Here is a 23,145-nt window from a genome sequence, read left to right on the forward strand (position 1 = left end):
CGTCCACCTCCCCTCTTCATCCCGGCCCGCCCGGCGGCTCGTGCTGCCTCGGCGCGGTCCGGCTCTCGAACGGAACCCTCATGACCCCTCGCAGCTTCCTCGTCCACGGTCTCGTCGCCGGCCTCATCGCGGGCTTCGCCGCCTTCGCAGTCGCGGTGGTCTTCGCCGAGCCACAGATCGACACCGCCATCGCGTTGGAGGAGGCCGGATCGGCCGAGCCCGAGCACAGTCACGACGACGCGGCCGCCCACGCCGACGAAGGCCACAGCCACGGCGAGGGCGCCGAAGTCTCGCGCTCCACGCAGTCGACGTGGGGGCTGGCCACCGGCACGCTCCTGCTCGGCACCGTCCTCGGCGGCGCCACCGCGCTTGGCGCGGCCTTCGCCCTGGGCCGGCTGGGATCGCTCTCCGCCCGGGCATCCACCGCTCTGATCGCCGGGATCGGGTTCGTCGCCACCGGTCTCGTGCCGTTCCTGAAGTACCCGTCCACCCCGCCGGCCGTGGGAAGCGGAGACACGATCGGCGAACGCACCGCCCTCTACTTCGGGTTCTGGGCGATCAGCCTCGTGGCGGCGATCGCTGCGGTGGTCCTGGCCCGCCGGCTGCTCCCGCGGCTCGGCGCGTACGGGAGTGTTGTCGTGGGCGCCGCGGCATACCTCCTCGTGGTGACGGTGGCCGGCGTGGCCCTGCCCACCGTCAACGAGATCGGCGACTTCCCGGCGGACACACTCTGGTACTTCCGCCGTGAGTCGATCGTCACCGTGGCGGTGCTGTGGGCGGTCCTGGGCGTCGTGCTCGCCGGTCTCGTCGGCCGTGACGCCGACCGGATCGCGGCGACGCAGCGCCGGCGCGAGGCGGCCGCCGCCCTGTGAGCAGGTCCCTCGCCGCGGGGCTGGCCCTCGGCTTCGTCCTCGATCGCGCGCTCGGCGATCCGGCCCGCTTTCACCCCGTCGCCGGGCTGGGCCGCTGGGCCGCCGCGGTCGAGCGTCACTCCTACCGGGACCACCGAGCAGCAGGCGTGCTCCACCACGTCGCCGTCACGGCTCCGCTCGTCGGTGCTGCGGTGCTGGCCGAGCGCGCCTGTCGCCGGCCGTGGCAGCGCGCCCTGCTGACCGCGGCAGTGACGTGGGCGGTCGTGGGTGGACGCTCGCTCGTGCGTGAGGGCTCGATCATCGCCGAGCAGCTCGGGCGCGACGACCTGGCCTCCGCTCGCGTCCAGGTGACCCATCTGGTGGGCCGCGACCCGAGCCGGCTCGACGCCGCCGGAGTCGCGCGCGCGGCCACCGAGTCGCTGGCGGAGAACACGTCGGATGCCGTCGTCGCGCCCCTGCTGTGGGGCGCGGCCCTCGGTGTCCCCGGCCTCGTCGGGTACCGGGCGGTCAACACGCTCGACGCGATGGTCGGCCACCACTCGGCACGGTACGAGCGCTTCGGGTGGGCCAGCGCCCGGATCGACGACGTGGCCAACCTCGTCCCGTCACGGGCCTCCGCCGCCCTCGCCGTGGCCCTCGCGCCGCACGTGGGAGGACGTCCGTCGGACGCGATGCGCGCCTGGGCCCGCGACGCGCATGACCATCCCAGTCCCAATGCCGGTCCGGTGGAGGCGGCCTTCGCGGGTGCGCTGGGCGTGACACTCGGCGGCCTCAACGACTACGGCGGTCGTCTGGAGCACCGGGCCGAGATGGGCGACGGACCCGCGCCCACCGTGACGGACCTGCCGCGGGCCACGCGACTCGCCACCGCGGTCGCCTGGGCCGCCGCAGTGGTCAGCGTGGGGCTTGCGCTCGCACCCAGGAGCGAGCCTCGCCGGCGTCACCCACGGTCGTGACCCCCTCAGGCCCGGGCGCGCGGCGCACGATCACCACCGGGACCCCGAGCTCGCGCGCCACGTCGAGCTTGGCCTCGGTGTGGTCACCGCCCGAGTCCTTCGTCACCAGCACGTCCACGTCGGCCATCACGGCCCGTTCGTGCTCGAGCGTGTAGGGACCGCGGCTCTGCAGCAGGGTCCAGGCCGCCGGCAGCGTGATCTCCGGCGGGTCGACCACGCGGACGACGCACGCGAGGTCGCGCAGCGGCTCCACGAATCGGTGGAGGGACTGCCGTCCGATGGTCAGGAAGGGGCGCTGGCCGAGGGTGGCGGTCACCCGGGCGGCCTCGTCGTGGTCGTCGACCCAGTGCCAGCTCTCCGCCTCGGGACGGCCGGACCAGCCGGGTCGCTCGAGCCGCAGCAGCGGCACGCCTGAGACGCGGCACGCGGCGGCGGCGTTCGCGCTGATGCCCTCGGCGAACGGATGGGTCGCGTCGACGACGACGTCGACCCGCTCGGCGCGCAGGTGCTCCGTCAGGCCGTCGACGCCGCCGAAGCCACCGACCCGGACGTCGCCCACCGGCAGCCGGGGACGGGCGACGCGCCCCGCGAGCGACGTCACGACGGCGTCGCCGTCGTCCACGAGCCGACCGACGAGGTCACGCGCCTCCCGCGTGCCGCCGAGCACGAGGACCCTCATGCGTGCGGCCCGATCACCGGGACCGCGGGCGCGCCCTGCTCGGCGAGGGCGAGAAGGGCGTCGACGTCGAGGTGCTTCTCCGCGAGGTCACCGAGCAGGTCGAGGCGCGCGTCGCGTGCTGCCGCGAAGTCGACCCCGGAGGCGACGAACGAGCCGCCACGGGCTCGGGCCGCGAGATCGAGGACGGCCGTGCGCAGCGCGTCGGACTCCAGGCTGCCGTGCCACATCGTGCCCAGGACGGCCCCTTCCTGCACCCCGCCGAGGAAGTCGGTGGTGCCGGCGTCGCGGCTGATCCGGCCGTGGTGGATCTCGTAGCCGCTCGCGGCCGCACCCAGCGCCTCACCGCGAGGCAGCCGCAGCGTCTTCTCGGCGGCGAAGGTCGTCTCGACGGGCAGCAGCCCCAGGCCGGCCACGCTGTCCGGCGCACCGGCCTCGATCCCCTCCGGGTCGTGCACGTGGCGTCCCAGCATCTGGAAGCCGCCGCAGATCCCCAGGACCGCACGTCCCGCCTCCGCATGGCGAGCGATCGCCCGGTCGAGGCCTCGCGAGCGCAGCCAGGCCAGGTCGGAGATCGTCGCGCGCGTTCCGGGCAGGACGACGAGGTCGGCGTCGGCGAGGTCGTGCGGGTCGGCGGTGAACACGACGTCCACCTCGGGCTCCAGGCCGAGGGCGTCGACGTCGGTGAAGTTGCTGATCCGGGGCAGTCGCACGACGACCACCCGCAGGGCCGCATCGCTCCCGGCGCGGCGACCCTGCAGGTCGAGGGCGTCCTCGGAGTCGAGCCAGACGTCGGGGCTCCACGGCAGCGTCCCGAGGACCGGGCGCCCCGCGAGCTGCTCCAGCTGGCGCAGCCCGGGAGCGAGCAGCGACTCGTCCCCCCGGAACTTGTTCACCACGAAGCCGGCCACCAGCGCCTGGTCCTCGGGCTCGAGCAGGGCGACGGTGCCGAAGAACGCCGCGAACACTCCACCGCGGTCGATGTCGCCGACCACGACGACGGGCATGTCGGCGTGCCGCGCCAGCCCCATGTTCACGTAGTCGCCGGCCCTCAGGTTGATCTCGGCCGGGCTGCCCGCTCCTTCGGCGACGACGAGGTCGTAGCGCGACGCGAGGTCGTCGTATGCGCCGTAGGCCGCCTCGGCCAGGTGCACCCGGCCGCCGATGAACTCGCGGCTGCTGATCTCCCCGGCGGGCTCCCCCATGACGACCACGTGGCTGCGGCGGTCGCCGCCGGGCTTGAGCAGCACGGGGTTCATGGCCGCCTCGGGCTCGGCCCGCGCGGCCAGCGCCTGCACCCACTGCGCCCGGCCGATCTCGGCGCCGTCGGCGCACACCATGGAGTTGTTGGACATGTTCTGCGCCTTGAACGGCGCCACGCGGATGCCCCGGCGGGCGAAGGCGCGGCACAGCGCGCTGGTCACCAGGCTCTTGCCGGCATCGGACGTCGTTCCCGCCACCATCAGCCGGGCGGTGCGGCGGGCCTGGGAGTCCACCGGACCAGTATCCCGTCCGTCCGGGGACGGACGGTCGCCGGGCAAGCAGCGTCGCCGCCGAGGCAGCTTCACTGGTAGACCTGAACGGTGCCCACCACCGCAGCCAGCACCGACGGGGTGGAGCTCTTCTGGATCCCGTTGGGCGCGGGTCCCGGCGGTCAGGTCGTCCGGACCAGCGGCAGGATCTACGAGGCGCTGGTCGCGGCACGCGAGCGCCGCGCGCGGGTGGACCTGTTCCACTCGGCCCTGATCGTCCGGCTGGACGGCCACGACCACGCCATCGAGATGGCACCGGTGTGGTCGCTGCGGGTGCCCGATCGCGGCGTGGTCTCCGAGGGCCCCGTCGGATTCCACTCCGCGGGCCGTCTGCGGCTCTTCCGTTACGAGGTCCGGTGCTGGCGGGACGGGTTCATCCCGGACGTGCGATCGGCAGTCGGCGGTCCGAAGCGCGTCAGCACCGGATCAGCGCCGGCACGTCGGGTGCTCGACGCGGTCCCGTCGTTCCCGACAGCCACCTGGGGCCGAGACGAGCTGCGGGCCGGCGAGATGTGGAACTCCAACTCGCTGACCTCCTGGCTGTTGCGCCGGAGCGGGCACGACCTCGGCGACCTCCACCCACCCGGAGGCGGACGCGCGCCCGGGTGGGACGCCGGGGGGCTCGTTGCTCACCGCGACCTACCGGAGTCGTCCATGCCCACAGGGTGATCGCGCCCGTCGACCCCGGATCGTGTCGGATGGTGGCTTGTACTGTCGGCAGATGAACGACGTGCGCGAGTTCACGATCGACATTCCTCCTGCCACGCTGACGGACCTGCGCGAGCGACTCGCGCGGACGAGGTTCTCGCCTCGCGTCGGCGACGGCTGGGAGGCCGGCACCGACCCGGACTACCTCGCCGCGTTCGTCGCGTCGTGGGCCGACTTCGACTGGGGGCCCACCGAGCGCGCGGTGAACCAGATCCCGCAGCAGCTGGTCCGGGCAGGCGGGGCCGACATCCACGTCCTGCACGTTCCGGCGCGTGGCGACGCTGTGTCGCCGATCCCGCTCGTGCTGACGCACGGCTGGCCGAGCTCCTTCTTCGAGTTCCTCCCGCTGATCGGCCCGTTGACCGACCCGGCAGGCCACGGCGGTGACGCCACCGACGCCTTCGACGTGATCATCCCGTCGCTCCCAGGATTCGGATTCTCCGAGCAGCTGCCGCAGGGGCCGACCGAGCCGTCACGCATCGCCGACCTCTGGGTCGAGGTGATGGAACAGCTGGGGTACCGCTCCTTCGGCGCGTACGGCGGCGACATCGGCTCCCACGTGACGAACTTCCTCGGCGCGAACCATCCCCAGCGCGTGCTCGGCGTGTTCACCCATCACCCGAACCTCCACCCCCAGCTCGATCCGGCCTGGCCGCTCTCCTCGGCCGAGCAGCGGTACCTCGAGGAGCGCAGCAACGACCCCGGCGGGCACGACGACGGCTACGCGGCGATCCAGGCCACGCGGCCGAACTCGCTCGCGGCGGGACTCGCCGACTCCCCCGCCGGCCTCGCCGCCTGGCTGGTCGAGAAGTACCGCGAATGGAGCGACTGCGAGGGGGACCTGGAGTCGTCCATCGACCGCGGAACGCTGATGAGCATCGCCACCCTGTACTGGGTCACCAACACGATCGGCACCTCGTTCCTGCCCTACCGCGACGACGACGCGACGCCGCCACTCCCGCCCGTCACCGCTCCGGCGGGCCTGATCCTCACCCCGGAGGACGCGCACTTTCCGCGCGAGTTCGCCGCCAGGACCTACACGGACATCCAGCTGTGGCGAGGGCCCGAGCCCGGCGGCCACTTCCTCGCGCTCGAGCAGCCCGAGCGCCTCGTGCGCGACCTCCGTGACTTCTTCCGGCCGCTCCGCACTGCGAGCGCGGACCGCCCCTAGCCTCCGGTCTTCGCGACCACTTCGATCCACCGGGTCGGCGCCTCGATCGGCCCCGGACCGAAGTGCCGTGTCAGCGCGTCCTCGGCGATCGCCGTCGCATCGTCGACCGTGAGGGTCTCGTGGTGCTCGATCGCCACCCGAAGCGGCGTGCCCTGGCAGAACGCCCTCGCGGCCTCCGCCGGGGTGGTGCGGCTCGTCCCGTCGACGGCCCGGATGGTGGCGCCCGGCATGCCTGCCTCCTCGAGGTCGTCCCTGATCCGCGGAACGTGGAAGTAGCCGTGTGGCGTGCGGCTCAGGAAGTCCACCGGGTGCTCCGGCGTGGCGGTGACGAGCGCGGCGTGGATGACCCACGGGACCTCGCTGGTCTCGATCCGGTCCCAGACGTTGAAGACGAGCGAACCGCCCGGCCGCAGCACGCGGGCCGCTTCGCGGTACCCCAGGACGCGATCGGGGAAGAACATCGCACCGAACTGGCAGGCGACCACGTCGAAGGCCCGGTCGTCGAAGGGCAGGTCCAGCGCGTCCGCCTGCTGCCAGGTCACCACCTCGTTCGGGACGGCCGCTCCGGCGGCGTCCAGCATCGGCTGGTTGAGGTCCGTGGCCGTGATCCTGGCGCCGGGACAGCTCCGCAGCAGAGCGACGGTGAGCGCCCCGGTGCCGGCCGCGGTCTCGACGACCTCGCCCGGCGCGAGATCCGCGACCACCTGGGCGAGACTCTCCGCCGGCTCCTCGAAGATCATCGGCACGAGGAGCCGCTGGTAGACCTCCGGGATGCCGCCGCGGAACTGCGCGTCCCGCTCCGCCTCCGCGTCGTCCATGTCTGCAACGTACGCCCGTCCCGGCGCACGTTCCAGAGACGGACAGCGTCCCTAGCGCACCGTGATCTTCAGCGGCTTCGACGCGATCCGGAAGGTGTCGGCGTCGCCGCCCCAGATCCACTTGTACGTGTGCTCGCCCTTGGGCTGCTTGCCGAGCGTGTAGATCTTGGACTTCCCGAGCTTCACGTACAGGTTCTTGATCCGCTTGCCGTCGCGGTAGAGCGAGAGCCGCAGCGGCTTGTCGCGCCAGAGGTCGAACTCCGCGTCCTTGCCGTAGGTGTTGCCGATCCGGACACCGAATCGCGCCTCTCCGGGTCCGGCCAGCGGCACGCCGTCCTTCACGTAGCCGCGATCGCGCAGGAACGTCGACCAGTGCACCTTCGTGACCAGCTTCACTCCACGGACGACCCCGCCGGGCTGGGAGATCCTGACCGGCGGGAACTTCACGGTCGGGAGACGGGGCGACCAGTCCTTCGTGCCGGCCAGCGGCACCGACCCGACCGGCAGCCCGCGCAGGGTGAGGATGCCGCGCTGGTCGGTGAACGCGTCGCGATTCCCCGACAGCGGCCCCGCGGCACCGTCGGCGTAGACGAGGTACTCCGGCAGCCGGTGCCCGGTGGGCGTCATGACCGTCGCGCGAAGCGTTCCCCCGCGCGCCACCGTGAACGTGCCCAACGACGTGGATCCGGCGTGCACCGTCACCGCGACCGGTCCGAGCCAGGTGTACTTCACCGGTGTGAGGTCCCAGTAGTCGAACGACTCTTCCGCCGCCAGGGTGTACTGGCCGGGAACGGCGGCATCGGTGCGGAACTCGCCGGTCGCCGACGTCACGAGGTCGATCGGTGAGGCCGAGCCTTCCGGGTCCAACCTGACCTTCATCCCCTTCACCGGGCCACCGAGGTCATCGACGATCCGCCCCGTCACGACGGAGTCCGGAGCCTCCGCCACGGCAGGCTGGGCGCCCGCTCCCACCAACACCACCGTCATCGAGGCCGCAACGGCCGACGCCATCCAACGCATGGAACCATCCCCCCGAGCCCGTCTCTCGGGCGCTCCACCCGAGCCTAGGCGGGTCTGTGAGAGATGTCACGGCTGGGGCGGATGGGGAAGATGCAGGGGTCTTCGGGCGTTGAACGTCCCTGTCGTCCGCCCTCGGTCGACCACCCGCAGACGTCTTCCCAGGAGCTTCGTGACCACCACCGCCCTCTCGGCACCCCCGGCTCCGAGCACCGACCGCGCCGGGCGCCTCATCGCCCTGCTCGTCGGCTCGGCGTTCGTCGTGATCCTCAACGAGACGATCATGAGCGTCGCCCTGCCCGAGCTGATGCGGGAGTTCGACGTGCCCGCCGCGACGGCCCAGTGGCTCACGACCGCGTTCCTGCTGACCATGGCCGTGGTCATCCCGATCACGGGGTTCCTGCTGACGCGCTACCCGCTGCGCCGGATCTTCATGGCGGCGATGATCTCCTTCACGGTCGGCACCCTGCTCGCCGCGCTGGCGCCCACCTTCGGGGTCCTGGTCGCGGCGCGCTCCGTTCAGGCGGTTGGCACGGCGCTGATGATGCCGCTGCTGATCACGACGATCCTCAACCTGGTGCCGGCCGACCGCCGCGGCCGAATGATGGGCACGGTCTCCATCGTCATCTCGGTGGCCCCCGCCATCGGCCCCACGATCTCGGGCATCGTGCTGGATCAGCTCGACTGGCGCTGGATGTTCTGGCTCGTGCTGCCGATCGCGCTCGTCGCGCTCGGGCTGGGCGCGGCGTGGGTGCGCAACGTCACCGAGCCGGTCGACGTGCCGATCGACGCCCTGTCGGTCGTCCTCTCCGCGCTGGCGTTCGGTGGCCTGATCTACGGGCTGAGCAGCATCGGTGAGGCCGCCGCGGGCGAGGTCCCGGTGCAGCCGTGGGTCCCGATCGTCATCGGCGCCGTCGCTCTGGCCTTCTTCGTGGCGCGTCAGCTCTCGCTGCGCGAGCGGGCCCTGCTCGACCTGCGCACCTTCGCCCACCGCACCTTCACGATCGCGGCGAGCCTGGTCGCGGTCAGCATGATGGCGCTCTTCGGCACCCTGATCCTGCTGCCGATCTACCTGCAGTCGGTGCTCGGTCTGAGCACGCTGGAGACCGGTCTGGTGCTGCTGCCCGGCGGCCTGACGATGGGCCTGCTCGCGCCGTTCGTCGGTCGGCTCTTCGATCGGCACGGTCCGCGCCCCCTCGTGGCGCCCGGCGCGGCGGTCACCTCGGTCGCCCTGTGGTCCATGGCGATGTTCGGCACGAGCACGTCGCAGGGCACGGTCGTCGCCGTCCACGTGCTGATGAGCATCGGCCTGGCGCTGATGTTCACCCCGCTGCTCACCTCGGCGCTCGGCTCGCTGCCGCACCACCTGTACTCCCACGGCAGCGCGACCGTCTCGACGCTCCAGCAGGTGGCCGGCGCCGCGGGCACCGCGCTCTTCGTGACCGTGATGACCCGTCGGTCCGTCGCCGACCTCGAGGCCGGCGCCTCCGTGGTCGACGCCACTGCCGCCGGGGTGCACGCCGCGCTCTTCTACGGCGGGGCGATCTCCGCGCTGGCCGTCGTGGTGGCGCTGTTCGTCCGCGGCCCGAAGTCCGGTGTGGGCGCGGAGGTCCCCGCCGCCTGATCCGGGGGGCGCGTTCCACTCCGCGGCGGGTCGCGGTTACCGGGTGGGAACTACCGTAGAGTGAACGTCATCGTTCGGAACCTTCCCGAGGCCCAGGCGAGCCCGCCGCCGGCTGGAGGTTCCCAGCATCCATCGCCGATGCCCGCTGAGGATTTCCACCCATGACCGAGTTCGTTCCGCAGTTCCGCCCCGACGCCACCGACGCCCTCACCGAGGCGATGGCGCGACGGATCCTCGTGCTCGACGGCGCGATGGGAACTGCGATCCAGCGCGACCGGCCCGACGAGGCCGGCTACCGCGGTGACCGCTTCGCGCAGTGGTCGTGCGACGTCCAGGGCAACAACGACCTCCTTACGCTGACCCAGCCCGACATCATCGAGGACATCCACCGCGAGTACCTCGAGGCCGGCGCGGACATCATCGAGACCAACACCTTCAACGCGAACGCGATCTCGCTGCGCGACTACGACATGGTCGACCTCGCGTACGAGCTGAACTACGCCTCGGCGCGACTCGCCCGAGCCGCCGCGGACGCCGTCGGGACGCCCGACCACCCGCGCTACGTGGCCGGCGCGCTCGGCCCCACCACCCGCACGGCGTCGATCTCCCCCGACGTCAACGACCCCGGCGCCCGCAACGTCACCTGGGACGAGCTCGTCGACGCCTACCTCACGGCCGCCCGCGGCCTGGTCGACGGCGGCTCCGACCTGCTGATGATCGAGACGATCTTCGACACGCTCAACGCGAAGGCCGCGATCTTCGCCGTCGAGACGCTCTTCGAGGAGACCGGTCGCCGCTGGCCTGTCGTCATCTCCGGCACCATCACCGACGCGTCCGGCCGCACCCTGTCGGGCCAGACGGTCGAGGCGTTCTGGCACTCCGTCCGCCACGTGAAGCCGCTGCTGGTGGGGCTGAACTGCGCGCTCGGCGCCGACGAGATGCGCCCGTACATCGCCGAGCTCTCGCGCATCGCCGACTGCCACATCTCCTGCTACCCCAACGCCGGCCTGCCGAACGCGTTCGGCGAGTACGACGAGTCGCCCGACCAGACCGCGGCCATCCTGCGCGAGTTCGCCGAGAGCGGCTTCTTCAACGTGGTCGGCGGCTGCTGCGGCACCACCCCCGCGCACATCGGCTCGATCGCCGCCACCGTGGACGGCCTGCCCCCGCGCGAGCTGCCCGAGATCGCGCCCGCCCTGCGCCTGTCGGGGCTCGAGCCGCTCATCGTCACCGAGGACTCCCTGTTCGTGAACGTCGGCGAGCGCACGAACATCACCGGCTCGGCGAGGTTCCGCAACCTCATCAAGGCCGAGGACTACCCCGCGGCCCTCGCGGTGGCACTGCAGCAGGTCGAGAACGGCGCGCAGGTCATCGACATCAACATGGACGAGGGCATGATCGACGGCGTCGCCGCGATGGACCGATTCTGCAAGCTGATCGCGGGCGAGCCCGACATCAGCCGCGTCCCGGTCATGGTCGATTCGTCGAAGTTCGAGGTCATCGAGACGGGCCTGAAGGCCATCCAGGGCAAGTGCATCGTCAACTCGATCTCCCTCAAGGAGGGCGAGCAGCCCTTCGTCGAGCACGCCCGCCTGTGCCGCAAGTACGGCGCCGCGATCGTGGTGATGGGCTTCGACGAGGACGGCCAGGCCGACAACCTCGAGCGCCGCAAGGAGATCAGCCAGCGGGCGTACCGGATCCTGACCGAGGAGGTCGGCTTCCCGGCCGAGGACATCATCTTCGACCCGAACGTCTTCGCGGTCGCCACCGGCATCGAGGAGCACGCCGCGTACGGCCTGGACTTCATCGAGGCCACGCGGTGGATCAAGCAGAACCTGCCCGGCGCCCTCATCTCGGGCGGAGTCTCGAACGTGTCGTTCTCGTTCCGCGGCAACAACACGGTCCGCGAGGCGATCCACGCGGTCTTCCTCGTCCACGCCATCGAGGCCGGCATGGACATGGGCATCGTCAACGCCGGCGCCCTGGTGCCCTACGACACCGTGCCCACCGAGCTGCGCGACCGCATCGAGGACGTCATCCTCAACCGTCGTGAGGACGCCGCCGAGCGGCTGCTGGAGATCGCGTCCGACTACGCCGGCACCGGCGAGAAGGCCGAGGCGGCCACCGAGGAGTGGCGCGACCTGCCCGTCGGCGAGCGGATCACGCACGCCCTCGTCAAGGGCATCGACGCCCACGTCGAGTCCGACACCGAGGAGCTGCGCCAGCTGATCTCCGATCGTGGCGGCCGTCCGATCGAGGTCATCGAGGGTCCGCTCATGGACGGCATGAACGTGGTCGGCGACCTGTTCGGCGCCGGCAAGATGTTCCTGCCCCAGGTCGTGAAGTCGGCGCGCGTCATGAAGAAGGCCGTCGCCTACCTGATCCCGTACATCGAGGCCGAGAAGTCGCCCGACGACGTGAGCAACAGCAACGGCACGGTCATCATGGCCACCGTCAAGGGCGACGTGCACGACATCGGCAAGAACATCGTCGGCGTGGTCCTGCAGTGCAACAACTACGACGTCATCGACCTCGGCGTCATGGTGCCGGCGCAGAAGATCCTCGATGCCGCGCGTGAGCACCACGCCGACGTCATCGGCCTGTCCGGGCTCATCACACCCTCGCTCGACGAGATGGAGAACTTCGCCGCCGAGATGGCGCGCCAGGAGTTCGAGATCCCGCTCCTCATCGGCGGCGCCACCACGTCGCGCGCCCACACGGCCGTCAAGGTCGACCGCAAGTACCCGGGCCCCGTCGTCTGGGTGAAGGACGCGTCGCGCTCGGTGCCCGTCGTGGCCGCGCTGCTGTCGGACGACCAGCGCCCGAAGCTGATGGCCGAGATCAAGACCGACTACGACGCGCTGCGTGAGCGCCACGCCTCGCGCGGTGACGCGCGCACGATGCTGCCGCTCGACGCCGCCCGCGCCGGTCAGACCCCGATCGACTGGTCCGACTACACGCCTCCGGTGCCGACCCAGCTGGGGGTGCAGGAGTTCGGCCCCTACCCGCTCGGTGAGCTGCGCGAGTACATCGACTGGCAGCCGTTCTTCAACGCGTGGGAGATGAAGGGCTCGTTCCCCGACATCCTCAACTCCCCCACCCACGGCGAGGCCGCGCGCAAGCTCTATGAGGACGCCAACGCGATGCTCGACCGGATGATCGAGGAGGACTGGCTCACGGCGCGCGGCGTCGCGGGTCTCTTCCACGCGGCGCGCGAGGGCGACAGCACGATCGTGTACGCCGACGAGTCCCGCACCACCGAGCTGACCCGGTTCCACCACCTGCGCCAGCAGACCGAGCACCGTCCCGGCGTCCCTCACCGGTCCCTGGCCGACTTCGTCGCCCCGGTCGAGGCCGGCGTGCCCGACTACGTGGGCGCGTTCGCGGTCACCGCCGGCCTGGGCAGCACCGAGAAGGTCGAGCAGTTCAAGGCCGAGCTCGACGACTACTCCGCGATCATGGTGGAGGCCCTCGCCGACCGGCTGGCCGAGGCGTTCGCCGAGCGGCTGCACGAGCGGGTGCGCACCGAGATCTGGGGCTACTCCCCCGACGAGAAGCTCAGCAACACCGAGCTCATCAAGGAGAAGTACGACGGCGTCCGGCCCGCGCCGGGCTACCCGGCCTGCCCCGAGCACACCGAGAAGAGCACGATCTGGTCGCTTCTCGACGTGGAGGCACGCACGGGCATCGAGCTGACCGAGAGCATGGCCATGTGGCCGGGCGCCTCCGTCAGCGGCCTGTACTTCTCGCATCCGCAGTCGCAGTACTTCGTCCTGGGGCGCATCGGCCGCGATCAGGTGCAGGACTATGCCGAGCGCAAGGGCTGGACCATCGCCGAGGCCGAGCGGTGGCTGTCGCCGAACCTCGGCTACCGAACCGAGGATGAGTAGGCTGAAGGTGTGACCGATGCCGACATCCCCGTCCTGAGGAACCCGTGGATGGTGGCCGCCTTCGAGGGTTGGAACGACGCGGCCGACGCTGCCACGAGCACGGTCGACCACCTGCTCGAGGAGTGGGACGCCGAGATCTTCGCCGAGCTGGACCCCGAGGAGTTCTACGACTTCCAGGCCGTCCGCCCGGTCATCGCCCCGTCGGAGAACGGCAGCCGCGACATCGTGTGGCCCACCCCCACGCTGTACCTGGCCCACCCTCCCGGTCAGGACCGCGACGTCCTGCTGCTGCGCGCCGTCGAGCCGAACTACCGCTGGCAGGCCTTCTGCGCGTCGGTGGTGGAGCTGGCGCAGGCCGCCGGAGTCCAGGAGCTGATCACCCTCGGCGCCCTGCTGGCCGACACGCCCCACACCCGCCCGGTGCCCGTCACGGGCTCGACGAACGACCCCGTGCTGATGGAGCGTCTGTCGCTCGACCAGTCCCGCTACACCGGGCCGATCGGCATCACCACGGTGCTCAGCGACGTCGCCGCGCGCGCGGGCCTGGCCACCGCGGGCATCTGGGCCGCCGTGCCGCACTACGTGGCCGAGCCGCCCTGCTACAAGGCCACGCTCGGGCTCCTGGGCGCCCTCGAGGACGCGATCGGGGTCGGTCTGCCCCAGGGCGTCCTGCGCGAGATGTCCGAGGCCTGGCAGCGTGGCGCCGACGACCTCATGGAGCAGGACGAGGACCTGCTCGACTACGTCCGCACGCTGGAGAACGAACGCGACGCCGGCGACACGCCCGAGGCCTCCGGCGACGCGATCGCCCGCGAGTTCGAGCGCTACCTGCGCCGTCGCGGCAGCGACGACGCCTGACGGTCCCCGAGGTCGAGTGGCTCGGCGAGGAACGAGCCGGCGTATCGAGACCGTCGCTGCGTCAGAGCTCGATGCCGAGCAGCGCGTCGACGGCGGTGCGCATCGTCGCAGGACCCTCCGCGTCCTTGCCCGTGGACGCCGACCAGGCATCCACGACCTTCAGGGCGGCCGGCGCGTCCAGGTCGTTCGCCAGCGCGGCCCGCAGCTGCTCCACGAGCTCGGCACCCGACGGGCCGGTCGAGCGGTCCGCCGCGGCGCGCCAGGTGGCGAGTCGCGTCTCGGCCGCCTCGATCGCGTCGCCGAACCACTCCCAGTCCTCGCGGTAGTGGTGCGCCAGCAGCGCGAGGCGGATCGCCATCGGGTCGCGACCCTCGGCGCGCAGCTTCGAGACGAGCACCAGGTTCCCCTTGGACTTGCTCATCTTCTCGCCCTCGTAGCCGACCATGCCGGCGTGGACGTAGGCGCGCGCGAAGGGCTCGCCGGTGGCCGACTCGGCCTCGGCGGCGGACATCTCGTGGTGCGGGAACACGAGGTCGGATCCCCCGCCCTGCACGTCGAATCCCGTGCCGAGGTGGTGCAGCGCGATCGCCGAGCACTCGATGTGCCAGCCCGGGCGGCCACGGCCCAGCTCCGTGTCCCATGCCGGCTCGCCGGGCCGCTCGGCCTGCCACAGCAGGCAGTCGAGCGGGTCGCGCTTGCCGAGCCGGTCGGGGTCGCCCCCGCGCTCGGGGAAGATCTTGAGCATCGTCTCGGTGTCGAGGCCCGAGACCGAGCCGAAGCCGGCCGCGGAGCGCACCTCGAAGTACAGGTCGTCGTCGACCTTGTAGACGGCGCCCGTCTTCTCCAGCCGCTTCACGAGGTCGACCACGAGCGGGATCGACTCGACCGCTCCGACGTAGTGCTCGGGCGGCAGGATGCGCAGCGCGGTCATGTCCTCGCGGAAGAGCTGCGTCTCGCGCTCGGCCAGTTGGACCCAGTCGATGCCGGTGGCGGTGGCGCGCTCGAGCAGCGGGTCGTCGACGTCGGTGACGTTCTGCGTGTAGTGCACGTCGAGACCCTGGTCGAGCCAGACTCGCTGCAGCAGGTCGAACGCCAGGTACGTGTTGGCGTGACCCAGGTGCGTCGCGTCGTACGGCGTGATGCCGCAGACGTAGAGCCGGGCGGCGCCCTCGGGCGTGGACGGGACGACCTCGCGGCGGGCGGTGTCGTGGACGTGGAGACCCGGTCCCGAACCGAGCCCGGAGTCGGAGAGTCGTGGGATCGGCGGGCGGGACCAACTCTGCATGTCGTCGAGCCTATCGGGACGGTGAAGTCCACAATGAGCAGGTGATCATGGATTGCGCGGTGTATCTCGACGGAGTGCGCGAGGAGACCGACCGCGACCCCGAGACCCTGGACGACACGCTGGCCGACCTGACGGGCCAGGACTTCCTCTGGATCGGCGTCAGCGACCCCACGCACGAGGAGATGGAGCGCCTCGGCGGGGCCCTCGGACTGCATCCCCTCGCGATCGAGGACACGCTGGCACCGCACCAGCGGCCTCGTGTGGACCGCTTCAGCGACCACCTCTTCCTGTCGCTGCGAATCGTGTCGTACAGCGACGACGACATCACCACGAGCGAGGTCAACATCTGCCTCGGGCGCCACTACGTGCTGACTGTCCGTCACGGCGGGCCCCATCTGTCGATGGCGCGTCACCGCGCCGAGATGGTCCCCGACCGGCTCAAGCAGGGCCCGATCGCCGCGGTGCACGCCCTCGTGGACACGATCGTGGACCGTTACGAGGACGTCGCCGCCGAACTGGTGACCGACGTCGAGGAGGTCGAGTCCTCGGTCTTCTCGGCCGACCGCACGCGCGACTCCGCCCGCATCTACCGCCTCAAGCGCGAGACCCTCGAGTTCCGTCATGCGGTCGCCCCGCTGCGCGACCCGATCCTGCGCTTCGCCCAGGTGGCAGAGCCCGAGGACCTGCGCCCCTACTTCCGCGACATCGGCGACCACCTCCAGCGCGCGCTCGACGCCATCGACTCGATCGACAGCCTGCTGTCCAACGCGTTGAACGCCCACCTCGCGCAGCTGAGCGTCCAGCAGAACGAGGACATGCGGAAGCTGACCGCCGGCGCGACCCTCTTCGCCATCCCCACCGCCGTGGCCGGGATCTACGGCATGAACTTCGAGCACATGCCCGAGCTGACCTGGACCTACGGCTACCCCGCCTGCCTCGCCGCGATGGGCGGCGCCTGCCTCTACGTCTACTGGCGCTTCAAGAAGTCCGGCTGGCTATAGGGACGAACGATGATGCATTGAGCCCCGCTGAGGTACCCAGATGCATCATCGTTCGTCGCCGGGCGGCGCCCCGCCCCGGTCAGGCGGCGACGGTGGCGGTGATGACTCCGGCGGAGAGCAAGATCAGCACGAGCGAGCCCAGCGCGACGCGGTAGATCACGAAGGGCTTGTACGAGTGGTTGCTGACGTACTGCAGCAGCCAGTGGATGACCGCGAGGCCGACGACGAACGAGACGACCGTGCCGACGAGGGTGGGGCCGATGCCGTAGGCGTTCTCGCCGCCCGGGATGTCCTTCAGCTTGTAGACGCCGGCGCCCACCACGGCGGGGATCGCGAGCAGGAAGGCGTAGCGCGTGGCGGCCTGGCGCTCGTAGCCCAGGAACAGGCCCATCGAGATGGTGGCGCCGGAGCGCGAGACGCCGGGCACGAGCGCGCACGCCTGGGCCACGCCCAGGAGGATCGCGTCGCGGGTGGAGAGGTCGCCGATGGGCTTGGTCTTGCGTCCGATCCTCTCGGCCAGCCCGAGCACGAGACCCAGCACGATCAGCATGGTGCCGATGAACCACAGGTTCCGGAACTCCCGGTCGATCAGGTCCTCCAGCAGCAGACCGAGGATCACGATCGGCAGTGAGCCGATGATGATGAACCAGCCCATGCGCCACTCGGGGGCCTGGCGGGCCTTCGCGCTGAACACGCCGCGCACCCAGCCGGACCCAATGGTCCAGATGTCGCGCCAGAAGTAGAGGATCACCGCGAGCTCGGTGCCGATTTGGACCACCGCCGTGTAGGCGGCGCCGGGGTCCTCCCAGCCGAGCAGCTGCGGCACGATCGCCAGGTGCGCACTGCTCGAGATCGGAAGGAATTCGGTCAGGCCCTGGACGATGCCCAGGATCACGGAGCGCAGCAGATCCACCGTGCGAGCCTACACACGAACCTTCAGGGCACCGACTAATCTCGTCGCATGCACGTGCGTCGGCTCGGGAGCTCGGGTCTCCAGGTGTCGCGGCTCGCACTCGGGACGATGTCCTGGGGCGCGGCGGTCGACGAGTATGCGGCCGAGGAGCAGCTGCGGCTCTTCCTCGACTCCGGCGGCACGCTGCTCGACACGGCCCCCATCTACGGCGACGGCGCGTGCGAGCGGGTCATCGGCGCCCTCCTGGACAAGCACGGCGTCCGCGACGAGGTCGTGCTGGCCGGCAAGGCGGGCGTCGTCCGTCGCGACGGCCGGGTCGTCACCGACGGGTCGCTGCGCTCGCTGCTGCGCCAGCTCGACCAGTCGCTGGCCGATCTCGGCACCGACCACCTCGACCTGTGGCAGGTCCACCGCTTCGACGAGTCCGTCCCCGTCGACGAGACGATGGCCGCCCTCGACCAGGCCATGCGCTCGGGCAAGGTCCGCTACGCGGGCATCAGCAACTTCACCGGATGGCAGACCGTGGCCGCCCAGCACGCGTTCGCGCGGCTCGGCGGCGGTGTGCCGCTGGTCAGCACCCAGGTCGAGTACTCCCTCGTGCGGCGCGAGCCCGAGATCGAGGTCATCCCCGCCGCGCAGCACGCCGGGCTCAGCATCCTGGCCTGGTCGCCGCTCGGCCGCGGCGTCCTCACCGGCAAGTACCGCGGCGGGGTCCCCACCGACTCGCGGGCCGCGGACGCCCGCTGGGAGGCGTTCGTCGCCCCGCACCTGACCCCGTCGAAGGCTCGCGTCGTCGACGCCCTGGCCGCCGCCGCCGAGGGCCTGGGCGTGCCGATCTCGCACGTCGCGCTGGCGTGGCTGCGCGACCAGCCGCTCGTGGCGTCGGCCATCGTCGGCGCCCGCACCACCGCGCAGCTGCAGGAGTCCCTCGGCTCGGAGCTGGTGGAGCTCCCCTCCGAGATCGTTGCCGCACTCAGTGACGTGTCCGAAGGAGTTCGATGATCGAGTACGAGTTCTGGGACGTCTCCATCTCCCGGACGAAGTCGCGCAACGCCGTGTGTCAGTGGCTGACGCAGGCGGCGGAGTTCCAGGGCTGGGAGCTCGACCGCCTGCGCAAGGACCCCACGGGGCACCGCACCGTGCGACTGCGACGCAAGATCATCCGCATGCGAGCCACGGTCTGATCAGCTCGGGTCGTCCGACTCCCCGTGGGTGCGGCGCAGCTCGCGGCCGCGCTTGACGTCGGCCTCGTACTTCTTGCGGTTCTTCTCGATCACGGTCGTGTCCCGTGGAGGCAGCTGGATCTCCTCCTCCGCGGGCAGTCCCGCCTGCAGCTCGCGGCCGCGCTCCAGCTCGGCATCGAGCTCGGCGCCGAAGACCAGCGCGAGGTTCGTGATCCACAGCCACAACAGGAACCCGATGACACCGGCCAGCGCGCCGTACGTCTTGTCGTAGTTCGAGAAGTTCGCCACGTAGAGCCCGAACAGCACCGAGGCGAGGATCCACGTGAGGATCGCCATGACGGCGCCCACGCTGATCCAGCGGAAGCGCGGCTGCTTCACGTTGGGCGTGACGTAGTACAGCAGCGCCACGATCAGCACGACCACGAGCAGCATCACGGGCCACTTGGCGATGTTCCACACGGTCACCGCGGTCGCGCCGATGCCGATCGCCGTGCCCACCGCCTCGGCGGCCGGTCCGGTGAGCACGAGGCTCAGCCCGACGAGCGCCGCGAGGATCACGGTGACGAGCGTCAGCAGCAGCATGATCGGACGCAGCTTCCAGAACGGCCGTCCTTCGTCGATCTCGTAGATGCGGTTCATGCCCCGCGAGAACGCGTTGACGTACGCCGATGCGGACCACAGCGCCGCCGCGAGCCCGATGACGAAGCCGAGCCCGGAGCTCTGGTTCTGCCCCAGCTGCATGAGCGTCGGCTCGAGCGTGGAGGCGGCGCCGGACGCGCCCACGTCGCGCAGGATCTGCAGGATCGCGTCGACCGTCTGCTCGCTGCGCCCGAAGAGGCCGATGAGCGACAGCATCGCCAGCATGGCCGGGAAGAGCGCCAGCACCGAGTAGTACGTCAGTGCCGCCGCGAGATCGGTCCCCTGGTCCTCGGAGAACTCCCGCACGGTCTTGCGCACCACGTAGAGCCACGGCCGCTTCTTGAGGTCCTTCGGCGAGCTCGGCGCGTGCTCGCCCCCGGGCTCGGACGCCATCAGCTGCTCCGGCGCAGCGATCGCAGCACGGCGAAGGCGAGCACCAGGCAGGTGATCCCGGCCGCGAGCGACAGCACCTCCGGCCGCGGCTTGCCGTCGGGGTCGACCACGGTCTCCTTGGCGGACGCCGTGAACTCGTGCGCCGACTCCTTGGCCCTGCTCTTGACGTCGAACTTGGCCGCCAGCTCATCGACGGTCTCCGCCAGGTTCTCGCGGGTCTTCTCGACCTCGTCGCGCAGGACTTCGGATTCGTGTGGATCGGTCATGGTGTCCTCCGGTTAGTGGTCTCGGGCGTGACGGACGGCGTCGACGTCGGCCTTGACGCTCTCGACGGTCGCCTGGGGTACCGGTGCACCGGCCTCCTGGACGCGCTTCTTGCCCAGCAGCGCCGCGATGCCGGCGATCACGAGGATCACGACCGCGACGATCAGGGCGGCCAGCCAGGCGTCGACGACGAGCGCCAGCGCCAGGACGGCCGCGGCGATCAGCACGCCGAGGCCGTAGAGCGCCAGCAGGCCGCCGGCGCCGATGATCCCGGCGCCGACGCCCGCTCGCTTGGCCTTGCTGCCGACTTCGATCTGCGCGAGGCGCATCTCGTCGCGCACCAGCGTCTTGAGCTCGTCGCTGAGCCTCGAGATCAGCTCGGAGGTCGAGGCCGAGTCGCGACCGGACTCGTGTTGGCTCATCGCCCGCCGACTCCGCTGTCGAAGCCCGGGCCGCTGGTCGACCCCGGCATGTGCTCCTGCGCCGCGTGCTGCACCTTCTCGGTGGCGTCCTGGACCCGCGGGTCCTTCCACAGGCGCTGCGCCTGGCTCACGATCTGGTCGTAGCGCTCTCGTCCCGAACGCGTCCCCAGAACGTATCCGGCCGCCGCTCCCACGAGGAACGTCAACTTTCCGGCCATGGTGGCCACCCCCACTCTCGTCGGTGTGATTGCTTGCCACGAGGGTGTACCCAGCCGACGCCGGGTCATGCGGACTCAGGCCAGATCGAGGAACTCGTCGAAGACGCGAGTGCCGAACTGCAGGGCGTCGATCGGCACGCGCTCGTCGACGCCGTGGAACAGCGCCGTGAAGTCGAGGTCGCCGGGCAGCCGCAGCGGCGTGAAGCCGTAGGAGGTCATGCCGAGCTTGTGCCAGGCCTTCGCATCGGTGCCGCCCGACATGAGGAACGGCGCCACGTGCGCCTCGGGGTCGTGCTTGAGCAGCGACACCGTCATCGCGTCGACGAGGTCGCCCTCGAAGCCGTACTCCAGCGGGATGTCCTCGTGGTACGGCTCCACCCGGACGCCGTCGCCGACGATGTCCTGTACGCGCGAGACGAAGGTCTCGTGGTGACCGGGCAGCGGACGGCCGTCGACGTACGCGACCGCCTCGCCCGGCACGACGTTGTGCTTGTACCCGGCCTGCGCCATCGTCGCGTTCGTCGAGTTCCGCAGCCCCGACCCGATCATCCGCACCGCGGGACCGAAGTGCTCCAGCAGCTCGTCGGGGGTGCCCTCGAGACCGGTGAGCTCGCGCACCTTCTCCAGGAGGAGCAGCATCGACGGACCGGGCTCGACCGGCCACTCGTGCTCGCCGATGCGCACGAGCGCGCGGGCGAGGTGGGTGATCGCGTTGTCGTGGTTCCGCATCGAGCCGTGGCCCGCCGTGCCCGAGGCCGTGAGGCGCAGCCACGCGATGCCCTTCTCGCCGGACTCCAGCAGGTACAGGCGCTTGCCGCCGACCTCGGTGGAGAAGCCGCCGACCTCGCCGATGGCCTCGGTGCAACCCTCGAACCACTCGCGGTGCTCGGCGACGAGCCAGTGGGCGCCGAGCTGGCCGCCGGCCTCCTCGTCAGCCGTGAAGACCAGCAGGATCGGGCGGTCGGGGATCCGGCCGGCGCGCTGGCGCTCGCGCACCACCGCCAGCAGGATCGCGTCGAAGTCCTTCATGTCGACCGCGCCGCGGCCCACGACGTAGTCGTCGACGATCTCGGCGGCGAACGGGTCGACCGACCAGTCGGCGGCCTGCGCGGGCACGACGTCGAGGTGACCGTGGATCACGAGTCCGGGGCGCGGGGAGTCCTGGTTGCCCCAGCGGGCCAGGACCGACGCTCGGCCCGTCTCCGACTCGAGGATCGTGGACTCGATGCCGACCTCGGCGAGGCTCGCGGCGACGTACTCGGCCGCCACGCGCTCCCCCGGTCCGGACGAGTCGCCGAAGTTGGACGTGTCGATCCGGATCAGGTCACGGCAGAGGTCGACGACCTCGTTCTCGGCGGCGGTCATGCGCCCAGCCTAGTCAGGCCATCAGGCGGCGCAGCACCGTCGAGACCATGAGCCGGAGCAGGCGGCTCACGACCGGGTCCAGCAGCCTCGGGACACCGATCACGCTGACGTCCTCGTCCCACGTGACCACGGATCCGGAGCCGGAGCCGCTCGGCTCGACCGTGATCGTCGCATTCCCGCGGATCACCCGGCCCTGCTTCTGCAGGTCGGCGCGGTGCGGCGGCTCCCAGCGGGTGACGTGCATCGGATCGTCGAATCCGACCGGTCCCACCGCGGTCCTGGCGGTGAAGCCCTCGGGCGTGATCGTGATCGTCGTGAGCGGCACGCGATGGCGCTCCCAGTCGGTCACGCGGGCGAACGCGTCCACCGCGTCGAGGTGTGTCGTGTACCTCACTACCGTTCTGGGCATGGGGACAGCGTAGAGTTGAATCCATGTTCAACAAGGGCACCATGCCGTTCACCTCGGTCGCCGACGTCAAGGCCCGGCTCGCCACGGCGGGCTACCTCGCCTCCGACGCCGTCGCCACCACCGTCTTCCTGGCCAGCGAGCTGGGCAAGCCGCTGCTGGTCGAAGGGCCGGCGGGTGTCGGCAAGACCGAGCTCTCGCGCGCCGTCGCGCAGGCCTGCGGCGCCGAGCTCGTCCGTCTCCAGTGCTACGAGGGCGTCGACGAGTCCCGCGCGATCTACGAGTGGAACCACGCGAAGCAGCTGCTGCGCATCTCGGCCGGGAACGACGAGTCCTGGAGCGAGGCGAAGTCGGACATCTTCTCCGAGGAGTTCCTGCTGCCGCGCCCGCTGCTCTCGGCCATCCGCAACGACGGCCCGACCGTGCTGCTGATCGACGAGACCGACAAGGCCGACGTCGAGATCGAGGGCCTGCTGCTCGAGGTGCTCGGCGACTTCCAGATCACGATCCCCGAGCTCGGCACGGTCACGGCCACGCAGCGCCCCTTCGTGGTGCTGACCTCCAACGCGACCCGCGAGCTGTCCGAGGCCCTGCGCCGCCGCTGCCTCTTCCTGCACATCGAGTTCCCCGACGCCGACCTCGAGCGTGACATCGTGGCGCTCAAGGTGCCCGACCTCGACGACGCGCTCACCGACTCGCTCGTCCGCGTGATCAACGCGCTGCGCGCGATGCCGCTGCGCAAGGCACCGTCCGTCTCGGAGACGCTCGACTGGGCGCGCACACTCGTCGCGCTCGGCGCCGACACGCTCACCACCGAGGTCGTCTCCGAGAGCCTGGGCGTCGTGCTGAAGCACCAGGACGACATCGACAAGGCCCGCACCAAGCTGGACCTGGACGCCGTGCTCTCATGAGCGAGCGCCAGCGAGCGAGCAT

23 protein-coding genes are annotated in these 23,145 nt (G+C 70.9%); 11 read left to right on the forward strand and 12 right to left on the reverse strand.

The features are described 5' to 3' along the window. The first annotated feature begins 80 nt into the window (after positions 1-80). Together B5D60_RS16485 and B5D60_RS16490 are read left to right on the forward strand one after the other, a co-directional pair. Positions 81-872: a CbtA family protein gene (locus tag B5D60_RS16485; RefSeq protein WP_078701167.1), complete on the forward strand. Its 792-nt coding sequence runs from the start codon at positions 81-83 to the stop codon at positions 870-872. Continuing rightward, complete coding sequence (locus B5D60_RS16490; protein ID WP_078701168.1) at positions 869-1,828, forward strand: cobalamin biosynthesis protein; 960 nt, start codon at positions 869-871, stop codon at positions 1,826-1,828. Before B5D60_RS16485 ends, B5D60_RS16490 begins: the two co-directional genes overlap by 4 nt. On the opposite strand, the gene B5D60_RS16495 is transcribed toward B5D60_RS16490, so the two are convergent. After that, the gene (locus B5D60_RS16495) at positions 1,767-2,507 is read right to left on the reverse strand and encodes a cobalt-precorrin-6A reductase (RefSeq protein WP_078701169.1); all 741 of its coding nucleotides are present in this window, start codon (positions 2,505-2,507) and stop codon (positions 1,767-1,769) included. The genes B5D60_RS16490 and B5D60_RS16495 overlap by 62 nt on opposite strands. After that, positions 2,504-3,967, reverse strand: coding sequence for a cobyric acid synthase (locus B5D60_RS16500; protein ID WP_172806419.1), 1,464 nt, complete (start codon positions 3,965-3,967; stop codon positions 2,504-2,506). Before B5D60_RS16500 ends, B5D60_RS16495 begins: the two co-directional genes overlap by 4 nt. Before the next feature lie 120 nt (positions 3,968-4,087). Between B5D60_RS16500 and B5D60_RS16505 the strand changes: the two genes are divergently transcribed. Both B5D60_RS16505 and B5D60_RS16510 read left to right on the forward strand, forming a co-directional pair. Next, positions 4,088-4,705 (forward strand): hypothetical protein, encoded by a 618-nt coding sequence (locus tag B5D60_RS16505; protein WP_231948922.1) that lies wholly within the window; start codon positions 4,088-4,090, stop codon positions 4,703-4,705. A gap of 52 nt (positions 4,706-4,757) precedes the next feature. Further along, positions 4,758-5,915, forward strand: a complete 1,158-nt coding sequence (locus B5D60_RS16510; protein ID WP_078701170.1) for an epoxide hydrolase family protein — start codon at positions 4,758-4,760, stop codon at positions 5,913-5,915. On the opposite strand, the gene B5D60_RS16515 is transcribed toward B5D60_RS16510, so the two are convergent. Next, positions 5,912-6,733: a class I SAM-dependent methyltransferase gene (locus B5D60_RS16515; RefSeq protein ID WP_078701171.1), complete on the reverse strand. Its 822-nt coding sequence runs from the start codon at positions 6,731-6,733 to the stop codon at positions 5,912-5,914. The two genes, B5D60_RS16510 and B5D60_RS16515, sit on opposite strands and share 4 nt — an antisense overlap. 51 nt (positions 6,734-6,784) lie before the next feature. After that, positions 6,785-7,753: a carboxypeptidase-like regulatory domain-containing protein gene (locus B5D60_RS16520; protein WP_153303077.1), complete on the reverse strand. Its 969-nt coding sequence runs from the start codon at positions 7,751-7,753 to the stop codon at positions 6,785-6,787. A gap of 169 nt (positions 7,754-7,922) precedes the next feature. On the opposite strand from B5D60_RS16520, the gene B5D60_RS16525 reads away from it, so the two are divergent. The 3 genes from B5D60_RS16525 to B5D60_RS16535 all read left to right on the forward strand — a co-directional run bounded on the left by B5D60_RS16525 (position 7,923) and on the right by B5D60_RS16535 (position 14,122). Next, complete coding sequence (locus B5D60_RS16525; protein WP_231948923.1) at positions 7,923-9,374, forward strand: MDR family MFS transporter; 1,452 nt, start codon at positions 7,923-7,925, stop codon at positions 9,372-9,374. A gap of 161 nt (positions 9,375-9,535) precedes the next feature. After that, on the forward strand, positions 9,536-13,264 hold the full coding sequence (metH, locus tag B5D60_RS16530) for a methionine synthase (RefSeq protein WP_078701174.1): 3,729 nt from the start codon (positions 9,536-9,538) through the stop codon (positions 13,262-13,264). Positions 13,265-13,273: 9 nt separating this feature from the next. Beyond that, the gene (locus tag B5D60_RS16535; protein WP_231948924.1) at positions 13,274-14,122 is read left to right on the forward strand and encodes a PAC2 family protein; all 849 of its coding nucleotides are present in this window, start codon (positions 13,274-13,276) and stop codon (positions 14,120-14,122) included. 61 nt (positions 14,123-14,183) lie between these two features. Here B5D60_RS16535 and mshC read toward each other — a convergent pair whose 3' ends face one another. Further along, positions 14,184-15,407 (reverse strand): cysteine--1-D-myo-inosityl 2-amino-2-deoxy-alpha-D-glucopyranoside ligase, encoded by a 1,224-nt coding sequence (mshC, locus tag B5D60_RS16540; protein ID WP_078701175.1) that lies wholly within the window; start codon positions 15,405-15,407, stop codon positions 14,184-14,186. 59 nt (positions 15,408-15,466) lie between these two features. Here mshC and corA point away from each other — a divergent pair, with 59 nt between their 5' ends. Continuing rightward, positions 15,467-16,408, forward strand: a complete 942-nt coding sequence (gene corA / locus B5D60_RS16545) for a magnesium/cobalt transporter CorA (protein ID WP_231948925.1) — start codon at positions 15,467-15,469, stop codon at positions 16,406-16,408. A 79-nt stretch (positions 16,409-16,487) separates the two neighbouring features. Here the strand turns inward: corA and B5D60_RS16550 are convergent, their stop codons facing one another. Then, entirely contained in the window at positions 16,488-17,321 is an 834-nt protein-coding gene (locus B5D60_RS16550) for an undecaprenyl-diphosphate phosphatase (RefSeq protein WP_078701176.1), read from the reverse strand. A 48-nt stretch (positions 17,322-17,369) separates the two neighbouring features. On the opposite strand from B5D60_RS16550, the gene B5D60_RS16555 reads away from it, so the two are divergent. Both B5D60_RS16555 and B5D60_RS16560 read left to right on the forward strand, forming a co-directional pair. Beyond that, a complete protein-coding gene (locus B5D60_RS16555; protein ID WP_078701177.1) occupies positions 17,370-18,323 on the forward strand; it encodes an aldo/keto reductase in 954 nt (317 codons plus the stop codon). After that, positions 18,320-18,505: a DUF5703 family protein gene (locus B5D60_RS16560; RefSeq protein ID WP_078701178.1), complete on the forward strand. Its 186-nt coding sequence runs from the start codon at positions 18,320-18,322 to the stop codon at positions 18,503-18,505. Before B5D60_RS16555 ends, B5D60_RS16560 begins: the two co-directional genes overlap by 4 nt. On the opposite strand, the gene B5D60_RS16565 is transcribed toward B5D60_RS16560, so the two are convergent. The 6 genes from B5D60_RS16565 to B5D60_RS16590 all read right to left on the reverse strand — a co-directional run bounded on the left by B5D60_RS16565 (position 18,506) and on the right by B5D60_RS16590 (position 22,215). Beyond that, positions 18,506-19,537 carry a YihY/virulence factor BrkB family protein gene (locus tag B5D60_RS16565; protein WP_078701179.1) on the reverse strand — a complete coding sequence of 344 codons (1,032 nt, stop codon included), beginning with the start codon at positions 19,535-19,537 and terminating at the stop codon, positions 18,506-18,508. Further along, a complete protein-coding gene (locus B5D60_RS16570; RefSeq protein ID WP_078701180.1) occupies positions 19,537-19,803 on the reverse strand; it encodes a DUF3618 domain-containing protein in 267 nt (88 codons plus the stop codon). The genes B5D60_RS16565 and B5D60_RS16570 overlap by 1 nt, the downstream gene beginning before the upstream one ends. A 12-nt stretch (positions 19,804-19,815) precedes the next feature. Continuing rightward, positions 19,816-20,223 carry a phage holin family protein gene (locus B5D60_RS16575; protein ID WP_078701181.1) on the reverse strand — a complete coding sequence of 136 codons (408 nt, stop codon included), beginning with the start codon at positions 20,221-20,223 and terminating at the stop codon, positions 19,816-19,818. Then, positions 20,220-20,441, reverse strand: coding sequence for a YtxH domain-containing protein (locus B5D60_RS17145; protein ID WP_197684350.1), 222 nt, complete (start codon positions 20,439-20,441; stop codon positions 20,220-20,222). Before B5D60_RS17145 ends, B5D60_RS16575 begins: the two co-directional genes overlap by 4 nt. Before the next feature lie 75 nt (positions 20,442-20,516). Continuing rightward, positions 20,517-21,806 carry a M20/M25/M40 family metallo-hydrolase gene (locus B5D60_RS16585; RefSeq protein ID WP_078701183.1) on the reverse strand — a complete coding sequence of 430 codons (1,290 nt, stop codon included), beginning with the start codon at positions 21,804-21,806 and terminating at the stop codon, positions 20,517-20,519. Between the two features lie 13 nt (positions 21,807-21,819). Further along, positions 21,820-22,215, reverse strand: coding sequence for an SRPBCC family protein (locus tag B5D60_RS16590; protein ID WP_078701184.1), 396 nt, complete (start codon positions 22,213-22,215; stop codon positions 21,820-21,822). A gap of 23 nt (positions 22,216-22,238) precedes the next feature. Between B5D60_RS16590 and B5D60_RS16595 the strand changes: the two genes are divergently transcribed. Next, positions 22,239-23,123, forward strand: coding sequence for an AAA family ATPase (locus B5D60_RS16595; RefSeq protein ID WP_197684351.1), 885 nt, complete (start codon positions 22,239-22,241; stop codon positions 23,121-23,123). Positions 23,124-23,145 lie beyond the last annotated feature (22 nt).

Source organism: Aeromicrobium choanae (genome assembly GCF_900167475.1).
Lineage (GTDB): Bacteria > Actinomycetota > Actinomycetes > Propionibacteriales > Nocardioidaceae > Aeromicrobium > Aeromicrobium choanae.

Bases quoted from the DNA above. Each gene is read 5' to 3' on its own strand.
- B5D60_RS16565 (WP_078701179.1), bottom strand. From the start codon at position 19,537: ATGGCGTCCGAGCCCGGGGGCGAGCACGCGCCGAGCTCGCCGAAGGAC.
- B5D60_RS16510 (WP_078701170.1), top strand. From the start codon at position 4,758: ATGAACGACGTGCGCGAGTTCACGATCGACATTCCTCCTGCCACGCTG.
- B5D60_RS16585 (WP_078701183.1), bottom strand. From the start codon at position 21,806: ATGACCGCCGCCGAGAACGAGGTCGTCGACCTCTGCCGTGACCTGATC.
- B5D60_RS16590 (WP_078701184.1), bottom strand. From the start codon at position 22,215: ATGCCCAGAACGGTAGTGAGGTACACGACACACCTCGACGCGGTGGAC.
- B5D60_RS16555 (WP_078701177.1), top strand. From the start codon at position 17,370: ATGCACGTGCGTCGGCTCGGGAGCTCGGGTCTCCAGGTGTCGCGGCTC.
- B5D60_RS17145 (WP_197684350.1), bottom strand. From the start codon at position 20,441: ATGGCCGGAAAGTTGACGTTCCTCGTGGGAGCGGCGGCCGGATACGTT.
- B5D60_RS16515 (WP_078701171.1), bottom strand. From the start codon at position 6,733: ATGGACGACGCGGAGGCGGAGCGGGACGCGCAGTTCCGCGGCGGCATC.
- B5D60_RS16520 (WP_153303077.1), bottom strand. From the start codon at position 7,753: ATGCGTTGGATGGCGTCGGCCGTTGCGGCCTCGATGACGGTGGTGTTG.
- B5D60_RS16595 (WP_197684351.1), top strand. From the start codon at position 22,239: ATGTTCAACAAGGGCACCATGCCGTTCACCTCGGTCGCCGACGTCAAG.
- mshC (WP_078701175.1), bottom strand. From the start codon at position 15,407: ATGCAGAGTTGGTCCCGCCCGCCGATCCCACGACTCTCCGACTCCGGG.
- B5D60_RS16500 (WP_172806419.1), bottom strand. From the start codon at position 3,967: ATGGTGGCGGGAACGACGTCCGATGCCGGCAAGAGCCTGGTGACCAGC.
- B5D60_RS16495 (WP_078701169.1), bottom strand. From the start codon at position 2,507: ATGAGGGTCCTCGTGCTCGGCGGCACGCGGGAGGCGCGTGACCTCGTC.
- B5D60_RS16485 (WP_078701167.1), top strand. From the start codon at position 81: ATGACCCCTCGCAGCTTCCTCGTCCACGGTCTCGTCGCCGGCCTCATC.
- B5D60_RS16560 (WP_078701178.1), top strand. From the start codon at position 18,320: ATGATCGAGTACGAGTTCTGGGACGTCTCCATCTCCCGGACGAAGTCG.
- metH (WP_078701174.1), top strand. From the start codon at position 9,536: ATGACCGAGTTCGTTCCGCAGTTCCGCCCCGACGCCACCGACGCCCTC.
- B5D60_RS16570 (WP_078701180.1), bottom strand. From the start codon at position 19,803: ATGACCGATCCACACGAATCCGAAGTCCTGCGCGACGAGGTCGAGAAG.
- B5D60_RS16575 (WP_078701181.1), bottom strand. From the start codon at position 20,223: ATGAGCCAACACGAGTCCGGTCGCGACTCGGCCTCGACCTCCGAGCTG.